The following is a 19,359-nucleotide window of genomic DNA, read 5'->3' as shown; positions in this document are numbered from 1 at the left end:
GGGCTCGAAAATTTGGGGGGCTCAGGAATTGGGCGCGCTGGCGCTGCGGTGGAGCTGGCCGTAGCGCAGGTCCGCGAAGATCTCGCTCTCGCTCCCGTCCTCGGCGATCACCACCAGGGTGTAGCGCCGCGCGGTCGAGAGCTCGGGGTAGCGGATGGTCAGCTCGCCGTTGACGTTGACCACGCCCTCGTCGGGGAGCACGGTCTCGCACGACCAGCCGTCGTCGGCGCTGAGCCGGTAGCGCTCGGGGGCGGCGGGCTCTTCTGGGGTGAGGTCGGAGACGATGGTGAAGGGGCCGGTGGTCCAGTCGTTGGGCTCGTCGGGGAGCTCGAGCTCGAGGCGACGGGGGACGCGGCTGTCGTAGACGAGGGCGAGCTCGGGCTCGGGGTCGAGGGGGAGGCGCTCGACGAGGAGCAGCTCGACGAGGCGATCCCCGGCCCCGGGGTCGTCGGCCGGGCCGCCGCGGCCGGCGAGGGTCGAGGCGTAGCCGGCGGTGACGATCCGGCTCAGGGGGATGTCGCCGAGACTGAGGCCGAACTTGTCGAGCCAGCGCGCGAGCTCGTCGCGCAAGACCGCGAAGATCGCCGCGAGGGTGCGCGGGCCACAGACGCCGTCGAGGACCAAGGCGGCGTCGAAGCGGTCGTTGTAGTCGGCCTGGAAGGCCTCGACGAGGGCGCGGCTGTCCTCGCTCTCGTCGCGGCGCCACTGCGCCGGGGGCTGGTCGCAGACGCAGGACCAGGCCCGGCGCTCGCCGAGGTAGGCGAGGTAGGCGATCACGTCGCGGAGGCTGCCGTGGTCCCGGGCGATGGCGACGAAGCGGCGCTCGTCCCCGTCGAGGAGCACGCGGGCGAGCTCGGCCCGGCGCTCGCTGAGGGTCTGGTTGGCGGCGGCCGAGCCCGAGGCGCTGGCGTGGCCGACGATCAGCAGCCAGCGGTCGGGGTCCTCGTGGAGCGCGAGGCAGGCCTGGACGAGGGCGGCGAGGGGGTGGGCGTGGTCCGTCCACGGGGCGGGCACGAGCAGGGCCGAGGCGTCGTCGCAGCGCAGCTGCTCGGGCACGAGGCGGCGGAGGATCGGGCGCCCGAGCACCACCCAGTTGAGCGGGCCGAGGTCCACGCCGAGCTCGACCGTGGCCTCGGCTTCGCCCCCCGCACTGGCTGAGGCGGGGGGGCTGGCGAGGCGCCGGCCGTCGAGGCCGAGGTCGATGAACACGGCCCGGGCCGCGTCGTCGTCCTCCTCGGGCCACGGCCAGGGGCCGGGGCTGGGCCGCTCGCGGCTCCAGTCGGCCTCGTCGAGGGCGCTGAGGCGCAGGCCGTGGCGCCCTGGTCGATCGACCTCGAAGCCGGCCTGGCCGCCGCCATCCGAGAAGGCCTGGTCGCCGCCGAGCTCGACGGCCAGGCCGGGGAGCGGGCGGCCGTCGTCCTCGACGATGCACAGCGCCAGGCGATGGCCGAGGGCGGCGATGGGCGGGGCCTCGCGAGGCGCCGCCACGGGGGTGGTGAGCGAGCGCGGCTCGTGGCCGAGGGCCGAGCGCTCGGGGCGGGCCTCGGTCACGATCAAGCTGCCGCGCTCCATGGCACGCTCGAGCGCGTGCCATAGCTGGGCCGCGCTGGTGGTCGAGCCGGGGGTGCTCAGCCCCGCGTCCACGAGCAGGCGGCCGAGTCTCGCCAGGCTCGAGCGGCCCATGGCCACGCTGCGACGCATGGCCGTGAGGGCGGCGGCTGGATCCAGGCGCCGAGCTTCGCGGCCAGCTCGTCGACGCTGGACGGCGCGCGGAGTCCCGATGAGCCACGTGTCAGCGTCGATGCAGGTTCTGGTCATCGGAGTCCGAGCATAGCAAGTGGCGCCGAGTCGTGCGATATCATCTCCGAGCTCGCGACCATGTCCAGACTACCTGCCCCCCAAGCCCAGATCAGTTTTCAGCACGCCCCCGACAGCGCTTGGGAGGTCGGAGGCCTGCACTTCGTCGAGGGGATCAACACGCTCTATCGAGCGACCGTCGAGATCGAGAGCGAGGATGGCTTCGCGGACACGGGGGCGCTGCTCGGGGCGACCTGCGAGCTCACGCTCCAGCGCGGGGACTACCAGCCGCGGGCGATCTACGGCGTGGTCACCCGGGTCGACTACCTGGGTCAGGGCGACCACCACCTGCACGCCCGGGTCGTGGTCGAGCCAGCCTTTGCGCTGTGTCGCCAGCAGGTCCACTCGCGGATCTGGCAGGACACGAGCGTCCTCGACATCCTCGCGGCGCTGCTCGGGCCGACGCTGAGCGCCTACGAGCGCGAGCTCGAGCTCTCGCACCTGACTCGGGGTGAGCAGCCGCGGGACTTCTGCGTGCAGTATTGCGAGAGCGACTACGACTTCGCCTGCCGCTTGCTCGAAGAAGAGGGGCTCAACTGGGTGCTGGTCCACGACCGCGATCGCGGCCACGAGGTGCTCACGCTCTGCGACCAGATCGAGGACTACCCGAGCTTCGCCAACGTCGACGAGGACGTCCACCTGCCGCTGATCTCCCACTCGCCCGAGGAGGCCGCGGTCGAGTCGCTCCAGCGCTTCGAGTGGACGCGCAGCCTGACCACGACGAGCGTGACGATCAGCGAGTTCGACCCCGGCAGCCCGGGCGGCGTCAGCCAGGCGAAGACCGGCGAGGGCGACGAGCGCGAGCGGGAGCGTCGCTACTACGAGCACAGCCAGCGCCGCCTGGGGACGCGCCCGCTGGGTGAGCGCACCCAGGACTATGTCGACGCCCTGCGCCACCGCGGCAGCGTGGCGAGCTGCCGGTCCAACGCCCTCGGCCTGGCCGCGGGTCAGCGCTTCACCCTCTCGGGCGTCCTCCACGAGGGCACGCCTGAAGAATGGCTGGTGTTGCGCGCCGAGCTGAACTGGCACGCTGGCCAGGGCGCGCCAGGGCAGGTCGGCGGCGACGCGCGGGAGGCCCTGCGCGTCGACCTGGACTGTGCCCCCCTCGAGCCGGCGCCGCGCCCCCTGGAGCTCACGCCCAAGCCCCAGGTTCAGGGCCCGCAGACCGCCACGGTGGTCGGCGAGGGTGAGATCGACGTCGACGCCCAGGGGCGGATCCAGGTCCAATTTCACTGGCCCGAGGACCCGCAATTCTCGGCCGGGGCCTCGTGCCGGGTGCGCTGCGCCCAGAGCTGGGCAGGCTCGGGCTGGGGCGCCCAGTTCATCCCGCGCGTGGGCATGGAGGTGGTCGTGGAGTTCCTCGCCGGCAACCCGGATCGCCCGCTGGTCACCGGCTGCGTCTACAACGGCGCCAACGAGCCGCCCTTTGGCCTGCCCGGCGCGGCGACCCAGTCCGGCTGGCGCAGCGAGAGCTCGCCGGGGGGCGGCGGACACAACGAGCTGCGCTTCGAGGACGCGGTCGGGGCCGAGGAGATCTATGTCCACGCCGAGCGTGACTGGAGCGCGGAGATCAAGCGAGACCGCGCGCAGCGGGTCGGCCGACACGAGCGCCTCGAGGTCGCCGAGCAGCGCGAGCGCTCCGTCGGTGCCAGCGAGCACGTGGCCGTGGGCGCAGACCAGAGCGTCGAGGTCTCGGGCTCTCGCGGCCTGCGGGTGGGCGTGGACGCCAGCCAGCAGGTGGTCGGCAATTCGTCGCTGAGCGTGGGCAAGGACCGCAGCGTGCAGGTCTCGGGCTCGCTCACCGAGGTCGTGACCTGCACGGCCAACGAGACCGTGGGCATGGCCAAGACCGTGACCGTGGGCGGGGCGCTGGCCACGGTCGTGGGCGCGGCCATGAACACCTCCGTGGCCGGGGCCAGCCTCGAGGAGGTCGGCCTCGCCAAGTCGGTGTCGGTGGGCGGGGTCAGCAGCGAGGACGTGCGCGGGCCCAAGAAGGTCAGCGCGGTGAGCATCGAGCACGCCGCCAAGGACCAGATCAACGTCAGCGCTGGCGGGGCGCTGGCGGTCTCGGCCAAGTCGGATTTCAGCGCTGTCACCGAGGGCAAGCTCGCGGTGATCGGCAAGTCCAAGGGCGCCGTGGAGCTCGAAGACTCGCTGCTCATCAAGGTGGGCAAGGCATCGATCAAGCTCGACAAGAACGGGACGATCACCCTCTCGGGGGTCAAGCTCGTGCTCGACGGCAAGAAGTCGATCAAGCTCTCGGCCAAGAAGATCCATCAAAACTGAGCGCTGGCTCGGTCGACTGTGGATCTTCGCGTGGATGTGCAAAACGGCCGTTTCGTGGCCGTGCGAGCGCGCGAGAGCGGTACGAGGGGAGCCGTACCGTGGGCTGAACTCCAGGCGTGGACGGGACCCGCCACCGTGAGCGCGGGCGGGCAGAGGCCGAAATTCTCGCCATCTTCACGGTTCACCCGAGTGCAATGCTCGCCTAAGATGGGCCTGCGAGCGGACCGTGCGACACATCTACGACGACGAGAAGATCACGCTCGAGGCGAAGGTCGATGGTACCCCAACGGCGGTCGCCAAGATCAAGACCGTCGACTTTTTGGTGACGACCAAGGCCGAGGACGTGGAGACGGAGAAGCCGCCGATCTCCGCGCCGGTCGAGGTCGGCTTCCCTGCTTCGAGCGCCTCCCACGAGTACACGCCCGACCCGGTCGCCGACGCCAACGACTACTACGACCTCACCTACAAGGCGAAGATCACCCCGCCCGGCCGCGACCCGATCCTCCAGTCGGGCAGCGAAGAATTTCGCATCTGGCCGACGAAGATCGAGCTGACCTTCGAGGCCGACGACAACGAGGCCCACAAGACCGCCAAGTTCAAGTGGGTCCAGGGCGGGAGCGAGGGCCCGGTCGAGAAGTCCGACGACAGCGGCAAGTGGTCGCAGCGCCTGGCCAAGAAGACCTTCGAGGTCAAGATGGTCGCGCCCTGGGCCTTCGACGGCGACGTGACCCACGCGGGTTGCAAGCGCACCTACAAGGTCAAGCGCAACCCCTACGAGTTCGAGTTCATCGCCCCCGAGGTCGCCGACGCCACGCAAAAGACCAAGCAATACGTCAACTTGGACCCCGACGCCGCCGGCTGGTCGCAGGACAAGCCCTTTGGCCACGTGCTCGAGTTCAAGGTCGGGGGCAAGGGCGACGAGGACCGCGACGCGGCCGAGCGCCTGGCCCAGGAGAACGACACCGTCTTCATCGAGATCGAGTTCACGCCCGCGACCAAGCGCAACGACCCCAAGCCCAAGCTGCTCGACGACGGCCTCGACGGCGCGGCGGCCGGCTCGAACAGCGACAAGACCTGGAAGGGCAAGGCCAAGCTCGACGCCAACGGGCAGGCGACCTTCAAGGTCGAGCTCGGCTACGCCGGCGGTGACGTATGCAAGGTCAAGATCGGCTACGACGACGCCTGCGGCGACGCGAGCCTGGAGTTCGAGACCTGGCGGCGGCTGAGCTACGAGCTGCTCTACGCCGACGTTCAGGCGCCGGAAATGCTCGACGCGGGCGGCGGTCAGCGTGACCTGCCCCAGGGGATCAAGACCGCGGCCGACACCCGGCTGGGGGCGGCGTGCATCGAGTACAAGCTCGCTGCTGCGCACCAGTACAGGGAGGCGCAAGCGAAGGCCGGGACGATCGTCGACGCGGCGTGGATCGGCAAGGCGGGGCGCAAGCGAGTCTTGTCGGGGGGGAGGCTCGACAGCACCGACCCCGTGGCCTTCAACGCCGAGAACGACCGGACCATCCACATCAAGATGGTCGACGCCTGCTTCAGCTCTCATGTATCGACGAACAACCAGGCGCCGCAGCTCGACGCGAGCCCCTTCGTCTGGCAGTCGCAGGACTACCTGATCCCCTTTCGCCACGACGTCAGCGGCAAGACCTGGGAGGCCGTGATTGCGACGCCAGACAATTACAAGGGGCACCCGACCTTGAGCTTCACGGCGCAGACCTACTCGGACGTCGTCAATCGCGCCTATACCTTCGAGATCCGCGAGACGACCCAGGGCAAGACCTTGACCCTGAGCTACGGGCGCAAGCCCGACCAGTCGCCCGAGGACGCGCTGGCGGTCACGGAGGAGGCGAAGATCGGGCCGTTCATCCAGAGCCTGCTGACCGTGGCCGACGTCCGCAAGCAAAACAACGTCATCGAACTCGAGCTAAAGCACCCGAGCAACGCAGGCGCGCGGGCGGCAGACGTCCAGGGCAAGCTGCAGGCCAGCTTCGACGCCAACAAGCCCGAGATCTACACCCACCCTGGCCTCAACGACGACGGGTCGCTCAAGTCGGGCAACGTCGACGCGGGTTGGTTCGTGGCCAAGTCCTTCGACAAGGCCGAGATCACCTTGCCGACCAGCGCTACCAGTGACGGGAGCGAGCCCGGGGATTTTGTCGGGCCGCTGAGCGCGACCAAGTGCCCAGTCAAGGTCCAGTTCAAGGTCGATGAGACCTACGCGATCAACGGCAGCAGCTCGGGGGTGCGCCAGCTCTTTTGCAAGGACCCCGATCGTGTCGACGGCGCCCTGGCCTCGACGCTCTGCCACGAGCTCGGCCACTCCATGGGCATGACGATCATGAGCGGACGCTCGAAGATCCCGCCAGGTGAAGACCCCGCCCAGCACGTCGACGACGGCGGGACCTACTACCTCAACGGAAGCGCGCCCTACACCAATGGCATCCGCAACATCGGCGTGGGCCCGCACTGCGCCGAGGGGGTCCCCGGGGGAGACCGGGCCGATTCGCGCTTCAACGGCAAGAGCGGCTCGTGCGTGATGTTCCACTCCGGCGGCAACACAGACTCGCGGCCGAGCTACTGCGACACGTGCAAGAACTATCTCAAGGCGCGGAAGCTGACTGACATCCGCTCGAGCTGGAACGGTCGGGCGGATGCGGACTACTGACATGCGCGCCGACCTCCATCGCAGGTTCACTCTCGCGTTAGGCTTGCTCGCGCTCGCCTGCAAGACCCCTGGCGCGCCACCCGAACCCTCCCCGAGCGCGAGCCCGGAAGTCGAGGGCCCCGCGGATGCCTCCCCCGGACCCGCGTCGACGCCTCCCCCCGCCAGCCCAAAGGTAAGCCCCGTGCACGACATCGAACTCGGCCTCTCCGACGACGACTACTGGAACGATCCCAACAAGACCCAAGACGCCGTGATCGACGGGCTGTGGGCTCTCAACCGCGACGCGATCGCCATCGGTGCGCCCGCCTTCGTCTCGCTGCAAGCCCGCGAGACCCTGCCCCTGGTCGTCTACCGCGGGGCGAGCTACCGCGAGCTGTGGGCGCTGGGCATGCTCGACCATGGTCAGATCGTCGCCGTCGACCTCGAGCACAACCATGCCTACGTCGGGCCGGTGATCGCCGAGGAGGAGGCCGTGCGCAAGAAGAAGCTCAACCCCGCCGAGGCCCCGGCGGGGCAGGGTAGCGAGTCGCGGACCGCCGAGCTGCGCGGGGACCTCGGCCTCGCCTGGCAGCCCTCGACCTACGTGGTCACGGTCCTGCTGCGCGAGCACGCCTCGAACCGGGTCCGCGTCGAGCTCGGCAAGCAGGCCGGGGCCTACCACGACGAAGAGGTCGCCAAGTTCATCGCCGAGCAGCGCGCCCAGCCCAAGGCGCCGGCGGTCATGCCCGCGCCGGGCAACCCGGTACCCAGCTACGGCCCGATCGAGGGCTCGCCGGCGCTCCCCGAGGCGCTCGGCATCGAGATGGCTGGGGATCGCGTGGTCGTGCAGGAGCCCGGGGCGCGGGCGATCCTCCGCGGGGCCTTCCGCCTGCCCGCCCTGCCGGCGGAGCGCAGCGCGGACGGCTCGGCGGTGGTCGGGATCACCTTGGTCGTCAACGCCAGCGACAACCCGCAGTCCGGCGTCGCGCGGCTGCAGGTGCCCGCGCAGGAGGTCCGCGAGGGGATCGCAACCGGCTTTTTCGCCATCGACCTGATCGCCGAGGGGCTGACGAGCGGCCCGCAGACCTACTTCGTGTTCGCCTTCTCCGGCGAGGCCATGGCCGGGCCCACGCCCGTGGGCATCGTCGACAAGAGCATGCTCTGAGCCTGGGCGAGGCTCAGGGGGCCGAGTGGGAGGTCTCGAACTCGAGCACCTCGGGCACGGCCGTGACGCTCAGACCGATCCACTCCGAGTCGGCCTGGGGCGTCATGCGTACGCTCTCCATCTCGAATTCCTCGGGCTCGTGGAGCTCCGGGGCGACCTCCTCCTGGATCGCCTCGTGGCTGACCATGGGCACGTAGGGCATGCGCACGGCGATCAGGCTGCCGTGGACCAGGGCCGCGGCCACACGGCGGACGAGGGCGTCGTCGTCGAGGCCGAGCAGGCCCCAGCCGTCACGCTCGAGGCCGCCGTAGCTCAGGCCGGCTTCCTCGACCAGGGCGCGCAGCTCGATGGCCTGGCCGTCGTCGACGAGCGGCTGGAGCAGGCGCAGGGCGTCGTGCTCGTCGACGAAGTACTCGAGCTCGTCGTTGGGTTCGCGCTCGGACCACAGGCGCAGCTCGTAGTTGGCGAGTGTTCCCTGCAGACGTACGCGCATGCGCTCTCGGTCTTAGCACAACTGGCGCGCAAGTATCACGCGGTTGGGTGCCAGTCAGCGCGAGGTGATGGCGGCGCCCGTGGCGATGGGGTAGCCATGGGGGATGAGCTTCGCGCGTACACATCGGTGGGGTAGGGCTGCGGTCGTGGTCGCGGTCGCCGTGGGCGCTGTGGGCATGCCCGTGCGCGTCGAAGCTGGGCCACCGAGCGGGAGCGCGCCCGCGGCCGTGCTCCCCGTGAGCGATGGGGACGTCGCGATCGTCGAGGTTGTCGCCCCCGCGCCGGCTCTGCCAGCGGCCCGGACCTTCGCCGACGATCCCCTGGGCGTGCGCGAGTACGTGCTCGACAACGGCCTGCACGTGCTCTTGTCCGAGAACCACAGTCAGCCCGAGGTGTTCGGGGCGGTGGTCGTGCGCACGGGCGGAGCCAACGACCCGGCCGACGACACGGGCATGGCCCACTACCTCGAGCACATGCTCTTCAAGGGCACGACCAGGCTGGGGACCGCCGACTGGGCGGCCGAGGCCCCGCTCCAGGCGCGCCTGGTCGCGCTCTACGACGAGCTGCGCGCGGTCGTCGATGGTGGCGGCGACGCGGGCGAGCGCGCCCGGGTCGAGGCCGAGATCGCCGAGGTCGTCGCCCAGACCTACGCCCACGTGATCCCCAACGAGCTCGACCGCATGCTCGGCGAGATCGGCTCGACGGGGGTCAATGCCTTCACCGAGGAAGACCAGACCGTCTATCACAACACCTTCCCGGCCAGTCAGATCGACGCGTGGCTGCGGATCTACGCCGAGCGCTTCGTCGACCCGGTGTTCCGCCTGTTCCCCACGGAGCTCGAGGCGGTCTACGAGGAGAAGAACATCTCCATCGACAGGTTCGAGACCGCGGTCTACGAGGCCTTCGTCGAGCACGCCTGGCCGGCGCACCCCTACGGCACCCAGCAGATCCTCGGCGAGGTCGAGCACCTCGAGCGGCCCTCGCTGAGCGTGATGCGCCGCTACTTCGAGACCTACTACGTGCCCTCGAACATGGCGCTGGTGCTGGCCGGGGACTTCGACGCCGAGGCGATCCTCCCGCTGATCCAGGCCAGCTTCGGCCAGTGGCAGCCGGGCCCCGAGCCGGCGCGGCGCGGCGGCGAGGTCGAGCCCTTCGCCGTCGACGAGCGCTTCACGGTCCGGCTCACGCCCCTGCGCGTGGGCGCCGTCGGCTACCGCAGCGCGGCGATCGGCCACCCCGACTACCCGGTGCTGCGCGTGGCTCGTGAGCTGCTCTACAACGAGCAGGGCTCGGGCATGCTCGACGCCCTGGTCGACGAGGGCCGGCTGCTGATCACCTTGCCCTTCCCCCTCGACCACGCCGAGCACGGCCTCGAGCTGGTGTTCTACGCCCCGCGGCTGATCTTTCAGCGCTTCGCCCGGGCCGAGGCGCTGATCACCGGGGCCTACGCGCGCGTGGCCGCCGGGGACTTCGACGAGGCCGAGATGCTCGCGCTGCGCGACAACCTGCTGCGCGAGCAGGACCGGACCTTCGAGCGCAACGAGGGCCGCGCGCTGGCCATGGCCGAGGCCTTCAGCAAGGGCGACGGCTGGGCCCAGGCGCTGCGCGACCGCCAGCGCCTCCAGGGCCTGACCAAGGCCGAGCTCGTCGCCGTGGCCGGCGAGTACTTTGGCGAGCGCCGGCTGCTGATGCGCTCGCGGGTCGGCCGGGTCGACAAGACCCACCTGCACGAGCCGAGCTCGCCGCCGGTCGAGCCAGTGCGCGGGCGTAGCTCGGAATTTTATCGCGAGCTCACCAGCCGCGACGCGCCGGCGCCGACGATCGCCGAGGTCGACCCCGGGGTGGTCGCGCGCCGCGAGCTCGCGCCGCGGGTCGAGCTGAGCGCGAGCCCGAACCCGCACAACCAGCTCTTCGCCCTCGACGTCGAGTTTGGCGTGGGCAGCGAGGCGATCCCCGCCCTCGACGTGGGCGCGCCCTACCTGGCCCGGCTCGCCCCGGCCGGGACCACGCCGGCGGAATTTCGCCGCCAGCTGACCAGGCTGGGCCTGACCCTCGACGTCGAGGTCGACGCCCAGCGCTTTTGGCTGCACCTCGAGGGCCCCGACGCGCACCTCGAGGACGGGGTCGAGCTGCTCGCCGCGCTGCTCGACGACGCCGAGGCCGACGAGCGCCGCTTTCGTCAGCTGCGCAAGGAGGTCTGGGGCTATGAGCGGGTCAACCGAGAGGATCCGCGGCGCAGCGCCGAGGCCCTGCGCGAGTACGTGATGTACGGGGAGGGCAGCCGATACCTGCGCGCCTTTGGCCCGCGAGAGATCCGTCGCCTCGGCTCGCGCCGCGCCCTCGCGGCCGTGGCCGAGGCGCGCGGCTACGCGACCCACTTTCGCTACGTCGGCCCGCGCAGCCTCGACGCCCTCGAGGTCGTGATCGCCGAGGACTTCGCCGCCACGCTCACGGCCGAGCTCGCCCCCGCGGTGCCCTGGGTGATCCGCGAGCGCCAGCTGCCCGACACGCAGCGCGTCTACTTCATGGCCCAAAAGGGCGCGGTCCAGACCCAGGTGTTCTTCGCCGTCGAGGGCGAGCCGGTGCCCCGGGACCAGCGCGCCGCGGCCGACGCCTACACCGAGTTCATGGGCGGCGGCATGGCGGGGCTGATCTTCCAGGAGATCCGCGAATTTCGGGCCCTGGCCTACTCGGCCTGGGGGGTGCTGCGCCGCGACCCCGACACGGTTCAGGACAGCATGTTCTTGGCCTACGTCGGCTGCCAGGCCGACAAGACCGAGGAGGCCGTCGACACCACGCTCGCGCTGATCCGCGAATTCCCGGCTCGGGCCGAGGACCTCGAGGGCGTGCGGACCTCGCTGATCCACGCGCTCGAGACTGACGCGCCGAGCTTCCGCGGGCTCCAGGCGCGGCTCGAGCACTGGGCGCGCCTGGGCTACGCGGGCGACCCCCGGCCGGAGCTGCTCGCGGGCTACCAGCGCGTGGAATTCGAGGACGTGCGCGCGCTCTTCGAGGCGCAGGTGAAGGGGCGGCCGGTGACCTTGATGGTGGTGGGGGATCCGCGGCGCGTGGACCTCGAGCTGCTGCGCAAGTGGGGGGAGGTCGTGGAGGTCGATCGGCGCGAGGTGTTCTCGCGCTGAAGTTTCTGCTCGCCTTGCCTCGTCTTCCCCTCCCTTCCCTTGGTCATCGTGACGCTCTCGACGACCCCTTTGTTCGCCGAAGGAGCCTCGATAGAGGGAACTCGTCCTCATCCTCCAAGCCGGACCAATATTCGATGTGAGGGGTGAACGCTCGATCGTACTCACGAGCCAAGGTCTTCAGCAGCTCGATTTCTACATCGAGTCCCTCGAGTAGGCGTTCATTCGCGGACGCCAAGATCAGGTCGGCTAGCTCAAATCGCTGCGTAGGTAGGAGTTCTTCTCGCTGGAAAAACGTGACAAATTCATCGAGCCGGTCCCCGTCTGCGTTGATGATCCCCCAGTCTTGTGGCTCGTGGCCAAGGCCGAGATTGTCGGACATCTCCCTCAAGAGTTCGTCCGCCGTCTTCTGTGTTGGTGCCATGTTTCGTCTTCCTTCGGAGGATAGATAGTCCGGTGCGACCATCTGCGCTGGAGCTCAGCGCGCGCGTCGATACTGGGCCGGGCTCGCGCCGGTCATGCGCTTGAAGGCCCGCCGAAACGCGCGCTCGTCGGAGTAGTCGAGGATGAAGGCGACCTCCTCGACGCTGAGGCTGCGGTCGTCGAGCAGGGCCTTGGCCTGGGCGCAGCGGGCCTCGTCGAGGAGCTTGCGCAAGGTCGTGCCCTCGCTGGCGACGCGGCGCTGGAGCGCGCGCAAGGACACGCCCATGGCGCGGGCGAGGGCCTCGGCGCTGTACTCCTGGCGCTCGGCGAGCTCGGCGATGGTCCGGCGGAGGTCGCCGAGCTCGTCGGCGAGGGTGAGGGCCTCGGCGGCGAGGCGCAGGTGGCCCTCGATATAAGCGAAGAGCTTGGGGTCGTGGTTGGCCGGGGCCGTGTCGAGGGCGCCCGGGTGAAAGCGCAGGCCGGTGCGGGGGGCGGCGAAGCGCACGGGGGCCGCGAAGAAGCGCTCGTAGGCGGCGACCGGGGCCCGGGCCGGATGGCGGAAGTCGACGCCGGCGAGGGCCTCGCTCATGCCGAGGACCTCGCTGACGAAGCGCCAGCCCACGGCCAGGCCGACCTCCGCGCCCGCGCCGGCGTCGATGGGGTCCGAGGGGTGAGCGACGACCAGGGCCGCGCCGTGCTCGGGCGCGTCCTCGACGAGCTCGGCGCGCAGCGAGCTCGAGAGCAGGGCGCGGAAGCGGATGAAGGTCGACAGGCCCTCGCGCAGGTTTGGGGTGAAGCGGGCGGCGTAGGCCATCGGCCCGAAGAAGTTGGTGGGCGCGGCCTCGGCCATGCGCAGGGGCAGGGCCTCGCCAAGGTGGCGCTCGCTCAGCGCCCGCCAGATCCGGCCGACGACGAGGTCGTCGAAGCGCGCGTCGGGGACGAGCAGCTCGGCGACCGGGAGGCCGGCGGCGGCCTCGAGGCTCGCCTCGTCGAGGCCGTGGGCGAGGGCGAAGAGCGCCGTGTTGGCGACGATCGAGCCGGACATGCCCGGCTCGAGGCGCAGCTCGTCTGCTGGTGGATCTGCGCCCATGCTCGCTCGTCCTCGGACGCTCGAGCATAGCGCAGGGGGGCGGGTCGTTGGTGGGGGTCAGCAGGCGCCGGCGCGAGCGCGGGGGTCGAGGCGCCCGAGCAGGCCCTTCACGCTGGACTCGAGCTTGGCGCCGCCCAGATAGAAGATCAGCTCGCGGGCGGCCGCGTCGGTCCGCAGCAGCTCGAGCAGGCCGGGATCTCGGAGCAGGGCCTGGGGATCCGAGAGGTTGGCGCCCGCCATCCCGTCGAGCTCGAACTCCTTCATGACCTCGAGGGTGCGCGCGTGCTCGAAGCTCATGCCCAGGCTCTCGGCGGCGCCGCCGATCATCGTCGAGATGCCCTCCGCGCGGGCGTCGACGAAGCGCTCGAAGCCGTCTTGGGTCGAGGTCTCGATGTAGCGGGCGGTGTGCTTGGTCGGGTTCCAAAACCCGTGGCTGCTGCCCCGCGGCTTGAGCACGTGGTCGCCAGCGCGGGCCGTGAAGCGCAGGCCGCCGGCGCCGCCGACCTCGAAGTGCAGCTCGCCCTCGATGATGTACATGTGCTGGTCTTCGTTTTGATGCGTATGGAAGGCCAGGATCTCCCCGGGCCGGACCTCGCCCTCCATGACCGAAAAGTGGCCCGCGAGCTTGGCGTTGCGCGCGACGATCTTCATGTCGCTGGCGGTCGCCTCCTGGTCTGCGGGCTGAATGCGAAGGTCCTCGGTGGTGTAGGTGATGCTCATGTCGCGTCGTCTCCTCGCCTTCAAGATGACCCGGCGAGGGCCAGCGAGGCAGGGACACGAGGCGCCGAAGAGCGGACAGTTTGCGACGCGCCGCTGCTACTCGGTCAGCCCGCGCTCGACGATCATCCGCGTCAACGCGGCCCGCGAGCCGATGCCCAGGCGGCCGTAGATGTGATCGAGGTGGCTGGTCACGGTGCGCGGGCTGATCCCGAGGCGCTCGGCGATCGCGGCGTTGGTCAGGCCCTCGGCGACGAGCCGGCTGACCTCGAGCTGGCGGGCGCTGAGCGGGAGCGCGTCCTTGGCCGGCTGCTTGCGCTTGAAGGTGCCGGTGGACACCTCGCTGCCCAGGGGCACGGACTCGGTCGGCTCGTCGGTGTCGTCCTCGTCGAGGGCCTGGGCCGCGGCCATGTTCGCGCTCGCGCTCGCGCTCGCGCGGGCGGGGGGCGCAGGCGCGCGGGCGGGCGCCAGTGGTGGGGTGGTCAGCTTGCCCTCGCATTGGTGCACGAGGCGCAGCGCGGCGTCCGGGCCGAGGCTGATCACGTCGCCGTCGTCGAGGGAGATGCGCTCGACGCGGAGGCCGTTGACGAACATGCCGTTGGTCGAGCGCAGATCGCTGGCCTCGATCGAGCCGTCCTCGCGGACCGTGAGCTTGACGTGGCGCCGCGACACGCCGGCGTCGTCGATGAAGATCTCCACCCCCGGCAGGCGGCCGATCACGAACAACCCGGGGTGCAGGGGAAAGAGGTGACCCGCGCTGCGTCCCCCCGTGACCTCGATGCAAGGCTGGAGTGCGTCCTCCATCAGCGTGGATCCTATCAAGCTCGGGCCGTTCGTGGGACCATGCGCGCCCGATGAGCGAGTCCCTCGGCGCCCTCGCGGCCTGGATCGCCCTGGCCTGGGCGGGGCTGCTGGTCTGGCTGACGATCGGCGCGAGCTTGCGTCGGGCGGTGCTCGAGCGTGACGCGAAAGCGGCCAGGGAACAGGCGAGCGGCGTCGCTCGGGGCGTGAGCGTGCTGATCATCCGTCCCTGCGCGGGGGTCGACGAGGGTCTGCTCGACAACCTGTGCTCGATCCTCGCGGTCGACAGCCAGGCGACGCTCTCGCTGCTGATGTGCGCCGACGACCCCACAGACCCCGCCGTGGCGGTGATCCAGCAGGCGCTGCCGAGGCTGCGCGCGGCCGGCCTCGACGCGCAGCTGGAGATCCATCCGCCGACGGGGCCGAACCGCAAGGCCAGCCTGCTCGCCGCAGCCCTGGCCGGGGCGCAGGCGCGCGCGGCCGAGCTCGTGGTCAACGTCGACAGTAATGTGGACCTGCGCGACTACGATCTCGACAGTTTGCTGGCGCCGCTGCTCACTGGCGCGCGCGTGGGCGCCAGCTGGGCGCCCTGGGTCGAGGTTCGCAGCGCGGCCGGCCTGGGCCCGCGGGCCTCCGAGGCCGTACTCGGCGGCTCGCTGGCCGCTTTCCCGCTGCTGTGTGGCCTCGACCCCGGCGGCCTCGTCGGCAAGCTGTGGGCGGCGCGGCGCGAGGCCCTCGAGGGGATCGGCGGCTTCGCGCCCCTGGTCGACTACCTCGGCGAGGACTTCGAGATGGCCAGGCGCCTGGGGGCCGCGGGCTGGTCCGTCGAGGTCGCGCCGGTGCTCGGTCGCTCGCGGGGCGGGGCCGGTGGCTTTGCCAAGGTCGTCGAACGCCTCGCTCGCTGGCTGCTGGTCCTGCGAGGTCAGCGGCCGCTGCTGCTGCTCACCTACCCGCTGTTCTTCTTCGCAACCCCGGGGATCCTCGCGCTCGCGGCCCTCGGCGCTCGGGCGCGCCCGCTCGAGGCGCTGGTCGCCGCGAGCATGGCGGTGGCCGCCCGCGCCCTGATCACGCTCGCGGCCCGCTACTGGTCGGGGCGCATGGGCGCGGGTCACTACGGCGGCGCGCTGCTCGACGCCCCGCTCTCGGACCTGAGCTTGGCCCTGGCCTGGCTGCGCGCCCTCGCCAGTCGCGAGGTGAGCTGGCGAGGGCACCGACTGCGCGTCGCTCGAGGTGGGCGCCTCGAGGCCCTCGACGCGGACTAGTGTGCGCGGCAGAGGACTTGAAGGGTCTCAGGCGCCGGACCGCCGGTCGCTGACGAGGCGCGAGGAGGGAGTTTGTCGGGCACAAATGACTGACGAGCAACGAAGTCAGCGGCCGGTGCTCCAAGCCTGGGGCCCTTCAAGTCCTCTGCCGCGCACACTAGGCAAGGCCGGCGCCGCCCTGAGCGAGGCGAGCTCGCCGAGCAGGTCGGGCCGGCTCTGCAGGTCCTGGGAGCAGGTCCTGGACGCCGCTCAGGGCAGCTTGTCGCCCACGTCACACATGAAGTACGCGCTCGAGTAGCCGTTGCCAGCGATGTCGTTGTGCCAGCTGATCTCGCCCTCCGCCGTCCACTGGTAGTACATCGACGCGGTCACGTTGTTGTCGCCGTTGGGCTCGGTGATGTTGCTGACCTCGTGCACGTACCACGGGCCGTCGTCGCCGGCGCGCCAGTTGCAGCTGGCGTTGTCCGAGTTCATCGGCTGGCTGAGGCAGGTCGCGCCGTTGGTCATGGGGTAGATGCCCAGGATGCGCATGTAGTCGGCGCTCGCGTCGGGCCCGATGCCGTCGTCGTTGGCGATCGCCCAGCCGGCGTTCTTGTGATCGACGCTGCGGGGGATCCACAGCTGCATGCCCCAGGCGGCGCACTCGGTCTCGGCGCCCGCGGCGAAGGTCTGCGCCCCGGGGCTGACCTTCAAGAAGGTGTAGCCGCCGCCGTCGGAGACCATGTCGCACCAGACCTCGAAGGGCTCGCCCGCGTAGCCGTCGGGGGCGATCATGTAGCCGCCGTCCTCGAGCATGTCGTCGTATTCGATCAGCGTCAGGCAGCTGCTCGGGATCTCGCAGTTGTCCATGCAGCCGTCGGCGAGGTCGTCGTTGGCGTCGTCGCAGCTCTCGGGGCCGTTGACCTCGGCGTCGCCACAGTAGGCCGCGAGCTCGAGGCAGCCGGCCATGCACCCGCCGTAGGCGCCGTCGTTGACGCCGTCGTCGCAGGCCTCGACGCCCTCGTTGATGAAGCCGTCACCGCAGCTCGCGGCCACGCAGTCGGACAGGCAGCCGTCGTTGCTCTCGGTGTTTCCGTCGTCGCACTCCTCGTCGGCCTCGAGGATGCCGTTGCCACATAGGGCGTCGCCCTCGGTGGTCGACTCTTCGCTCGTGTCGTCCGCGGTCGTGGTCGCGTCGTCGTCGGTCGTGGACTCGTCGTCGGTGGTCGTGGACTCTTCGGTCGACGACTCGTCGGTGGTCGTGGTCGCGTCGTCGGTGGTGTCGGCGGTCGTGCCGACCTCGTCGTCCGTGGTCTCGGTGTCGGTGCCGGCGGTGTCCTCGGTGTCGAGGTCGCTGCCCTCGGAGGTGCTCGTGCTGCCGCCGTCGTCGGAGCAGCCGGCGAGCGCGGCAGACAGGGCCGCAGACAAGGTGATTGAAGTGATGAGGCGAAAGGAGGTGACCATGATGCGATAGTATTTGCATGGTTCCAAAACGTGTCGATGTCTATTTTCGGTCACCTGACTCTTGGAATGGTCATATTCAAAATCGCGCATTTGGGGAGGGGAGAAATGCCCCGCTCATCGAGCGTGATGTCATGATGCGTGGGGCGACGTTCGGCGGGCGAAGGGCCGCGCGCTCGGGTGGTTGCGCCCCAGGGGGACCGCGCTCCGGGGCCGCGGATCCAGCTCTCGTGACCGGGTCTGGGCCGCCCAGACAGGCCGCGCGCCCGTGGGTCCCCAAGCTCGAGGTGGTCCGTTACACTGCGGGCGATGTCAGACGCCCCCCTTCAGTCGCCGACCCCGATCACCATCGAGCCGCTGCCCGGGGGCTACGATCGGCCGGGGGCGCGCCGGCTGCTGAGCGAGTCCAAGTTGCCAGCGGAGATCCACAGGGTCGTCCGCGCCCCCTTTGGCCACACCGTGCTGAGCTTGCGGACCCTCGACGCCCTGGTCGAGGGCTTCGATCTCGCGCAGCAGGCCGGCCAGGCGATCCAGGCCGCGCTCATGGAAGACATCGCGCGCACGGGCTCGCTGGCGATCCCCGAGCCGACCCGAGACCAGCGCCTGTTCATCGGCGCGTTTACGACCACCGTGCTCCTGGATCAGCTGCGCGTCGACCTCGCGACCTTGGGCCCGGTCCCCAAGATCGAGAGCGACCTCGAGGCCGACGGGCTCGAGGACCTGCTCGAGGTCCCGGTCCCCGAGCTGCTCCCGCGCGTGGCCAAGATGGCGGCGAGCTACCTCCAGGTCCAGGCCAAGCAAAAGCCCGAGGCCGCCGATCCCAAGCTCGAGGTCCGCGAGCAGTGGGTGGTCAGCACGATCCACGCCTTCGCCGGCCAGCTCGCAGGGGCGGTCGATCGCCTGACCCACCTCGGGCGCCTGCGCCCCTTCGGGGTGGCCCTGGCCAAGCGCAAGGTCACCGTGGGCGAGCTGCGCTTCGAGGGCTTCCGCTCGCGGGCGGCGGGCGACCCGGTCACCGACCTCAAGCCGATCCGCGTCGAGGACATCGTCGGCAACAGCGACTACGTCGAGGCCGGGCTCAAGCTCGCCCGCGACGTCGCGGCCTTCGACCTCGAGGCCGGCTCGAGCCCCAAGCGCATCAACCCGGTGCTCTTCGGCCTCGGGCGGCCGGGCTGCGGCAAGACGATCACCGCCCACGCGATCGGCAACTACTTCCTGGACTATTGCCGCGCGCGCGACATCCCGGCGCGCTTCAAGGTCATCCGGCGCACGGACTGGGCCAGCGCCTATCAAAACGCCAGCGCCAACCAGCTGGTCAAGATCTTCAAGGAGGAGATCTACGGCTTCGAGGGGGTCTGCGGGGTCTACTGGCCCGACATCGACACCGCGTTCGCGAGCCGCAGCAGCGGCGACCTGCGCATGGAGGAGAAGAACAACCTCGGGGCGGTGTTCGGGATCTTCGACGGCACGCTGATCCCCAAGGACGGCAAGTGGTTCATGATCTGCGACGCCAACTACATGCAGATGGACGAGGCCACGCGCTCGCGCATCGCCCAAAACCCCTTCACCGTCACCGGGCCGACGACCCCCGAGGACTACGTCACGATGGTCCGCGACATCATGCTGCGCGAGGTCAGGCGCTTCATCCACCCCGAGGACCCGCGCTGGCTCGGCGTCGGCGAGGCCTGCGTGAAGTTCGACCTGTCCGGGCGCAACGTCGAGAGCATCGCCAACAACATCCTCTCGCACATCCAGGACTTCGAGTATCCGGACGAGTACTTCCAGGCCGACCTCGACCGCCGGCGCGAGATCATCGACGCGTGCAGCCGCCGCGTCGGCGTCGACGAGATCGTCGCGCGGATCGAGAAGTTCGCCGAGTTCCAGGTCGAGGCCGAGGACAAGGCGGCCCGCGACCGCTTCGAGCGCGAGGTCGAGGAGATGGTCCGCCAGCTCAACGCCGGGCGGGCGGCCACGGAGCGCGCCGCAGCGGCCGCCAAGGCCCATATCGAGGGCCAGGGCCTCGGCGGCGAGGGTTGAGT

General features: G+C 70.3%; 14 protein-coding genes. 7 read left to right on the top strand and 7 right to left on the bottom strand.

The genetic code is table 11. The features are described 5' to 3' along the window. Positions 1-21 precede the first annotated feature (21 nt). Entirely contained in the window at positions 22-1,818 is a 1,797-nt protein-coding gene (locus G6O69_RS07490) for a hypothetical protein (RefSeq protein ID WP_172302837.1), read from the bottom strand. Positions 1,819-1,878: 60 nt separating this feature from the next. Here G6O69_RS07490 and tssI point away from each other — a divergent pair, with 60 nt between their 5' ends. From tssI to G6O69_RS07475, 3 genes are all read left to right on the top strand, one after another. Beyond that, positions 1,879-4,143, top strand: a complete 2,265-nt coding sequence (tssI, locus tag G6O69_RS07485; RefSeq protein WP_172302836.1) for a type VI secretion system tip protein TssI/VgrG — start codon at positions 1,879-1,881, stop codon at positions 4,141-4,143. 226 nt (positions 4,144-4,369) lie between these two features. Beyond that, entirely contained in the window at positions 4,370-6,814 is a 2,445-nt protein-coding gene (locus tag G6O69_RS07480) for a hypothetical protein (RefSeq protein ID WP_172302835.1), read from the top strand. Between the two features lie 181 nt (positions 6,815-6,995). Beyond that, entirely contained in the window at positions 6,996-7,958 is a 963-nt protein-coding gene (locus G6O69_RS07475) for a hypothetical protein (RefSeq protein ID WP_172302834.1), read from the top strand. 13 nt (positions 7,959-7,971) lie between these two features. On the opposite strand, the gene G6O69_RS07470 is transcribed toward G6O69_RS07475, so the two are convergent. Beyond that, the gene (locus G6O69_RS07470; RefSeq protein ID WP_172302833.1) at positions 7,972-8,451 is read right to left on the bottom strand and encodes a hypothetical protein; all 480 of its coding nucleotides are present in this window, start codon (positions 8,449-8,451) and stop codon (positions 7,972-7,974) included. Positions 8,452-8,596: 145 nt separating this feature from the next. Between G6O69_RS07470 and G6O69_RS07465 the strand changes: the two genes are divergently transcribed. Beyond that, positions 8,597-11,590, top strand: a complete 2,994-nt coding sequence (locus G6O69_RS07465) for a M16 family metallopeptidase (protein ID WP_172302832.1) — start codon at positions 8,597-8,599, stop codon at positions 11,588-11,590. Between the two features lie 43 nt (positions 11,591-11,633). On the opposite strand, the gene G6O69_RS07460 is transcribed toward G6O69_RS07465, so the two are convergent. The 4 genes from G6O69_RS07460 to G6O69_RS07445 all read right to left on the bottom strand — a co-directional run bounded on the left by G6O69_RS07460 (position 11,634) and on the right by G6O69_RS07445 (position 14,621). Continuing rightward, positions 11,634-12,011 carry a hypothetical protein gene (locus tag G6O69_RS07460; protein WP_172302831.1) on the bottom strand — a complete coding sequence of 126 codons (378 nt, stop codon included), beginning with the start codon at positions 12,009-12,011 and terminating at the stop codon, positions 11,634-11,636. Between the two features lie 54 nt (positions 12,012-12,065). Then, positions 12,066-13,100 (bottom strand): AraC family transcriptional regulator, encoded by a 1,035-nt coding sequence (locus tag G6O69_RS07455; RefSeq protein ID WP_172302830.1) that lies wholly within the window; start codon positions 13,098-13,100, stop codon positions 12,066-12,068. A 57-nt stretch (positions 13,101-13,157) separates the two neighbouring features. After that, entirely contained in the window at positions 13,158-13,820 is a 663-nt protein-coding gene (locus G6O69_RS07450) for a cupin domain-containing protein (protein WP_172302829.1), read from the bottom strand. A 96-nt stretch (positions 13,821-13,916) separates the two neighbouring features. Next, positions 13,917-14,621, bottom strand: coding sequence for an FHA domain-containing protein (locus G6O69_RS07445; protein ID WP_172302828.1), 705 nt, complete (start codon positions 14,619-14,621; stop codon positions 13,917-13,919). Between the two features lie 50 nt (positions 14,622-14,671). Here G6O69_RS07445 and G6O69_RS07440 point away from each other — a divergent pair, with 50 nt between their 5' ends. Together G6O69_RS07440 and G6O69_RS07435 are read left to right on the top strand one after the other, a co-directional pair. Next, complete coding sequence (locus G6O69_RS07440) at positions 14,672-15,880, top strand: glycosyltransferase (protein WP_172302827.1); 1,209 nt, start codon at positions 14,672-14,674, stop codon at positions 15,878-15,880. An 85-nt stretch (positions 15,881-15,965) separates the two neighbouring features. Next, entirely contained in the window at positions 15,966-16,178 is a 213-nt protein-coding gene (locus tag G6O69_RS07435; RefSeq protein WP_176396697.1) for a hypothetical protein, read from the top strand. Here G6O69_RS07435 and G6O69_RS07430 read toward each other — a convergent pair. Further along, positions 16,130-17,323, bottom strand: a complete 1,194-nt coding sequence (locus tag G6O69_RS07430) for a fibrinogen-like YCDxxxxGGGW domain-containing protein (RefSeq protein ID WP_172302826.1) — start codon at positions 17,321-17,323, stop codon at positions 16,130-16,132. The genes G6O69_RS07435 and G6O69_RS07430 overlap by 49 nt on opposite strands. Positions 17,324-17,629: 306 nt before the next feature. Here G6O69_RS07430 and G6O69_RS07425 point away from each other — a divergent pair, with 306 nt between their 5' ends. Next, positions 17,630-19,357: an AAA family ATPase gene (locus G6O69_RS07425; protein WP_172302825.1), complete on the top strand. Its 1,728-nt coding sequence runs from the start codon at positions 17,630-17,632 to the stop codon at positions 19,355-19,357. Positions 19,358-19,359 lie beyond the last annotated feature (2 nt).

The sequence above is a fragment of the Pseudenhygromyxa sp. WMMC2535 genome (genome assembly GCF_011083025.2).
Note: the sequence above shows the minus strand (reverse complement) of the source record. Positions and strands in the feature narration are given on the sequence as shown.

Coding starts and splice junctions, on each gene's coding strand:
- G6O69_RS07445 (WP_172302828.1), bottom strand. CDS start 14,621: ATGGAGGACGCACTCCAGCCTTGCATCGAGGTCACGGGGGGACGCAGC.
- G6O69_RS07440 (WP_172302827.1), top strand. CDS start 14,672: ATGAGCGAGTCCCTCGGCGCCCTCGCGGCCTGGATCGCCCTGGCCTGG.
- G6O69_RS07435 (WP_176396697.1), top strand. CDS start 15,966: ATGACTGACGAGCAACGAAGTCAGCGGCCGGTGCTCCAAGCCTGGGGC.
- tssI (WP_172302836.1), top strand. CDS start 1,879: ATGTCCAGACTACCTGCCCCCCAAGCCCAGATCAGTTTTCAGCACGCC.
- G6O69_RS07460 (WP_172302831.1), bottom strand. CDS start 12,011: ATGGCACCAACACAGAAGACGGCGGACGAACTCTTGAGGGAGATGTCC.
- G6O69_RS07450 (WP_172302829.1), bottom strand. CDS start 13,820: ATGAGCATCACCTACACCACCGAGGACCTTCGCATTCAGCCCGCAGAC.
- G6O69_RS07425 (WP_172302825.1), top strand. CDS start 17,630: ATGTCAGACGCCCCCCTTCAGTCGCCGACCCCGATCACCATCGAGCCG.
- G6O69_RS07470 (WP_172302833.1), bottom strand. CDS start 8,451: ATGCGCGTACGTCTGCAGGGAACACTCGCCAACTACGAGCTGCGCCTG.
- G6O69_RS07455 (WP_172302830.1), bottom strand. CDS start 13,100: ATGGGCGCAGATCCACCAGCAGACGAGCTGCGCCTCGAGCCGGGCATG.
- G6O69_RS07430 (WP_172302826.1), bottom strand. CDS start 17,323: ATGGTCACCTCCTTTCGCCTCATCACTTCAATCACCTTGTCTGCGGCC.
- G6O69_RS07490 (WP_172302837.1), bottom strand. CDS start 1,818: ATGACCAGAACCTGCATCGACGCTGACACGTGGCTCATCGGGACTCCG.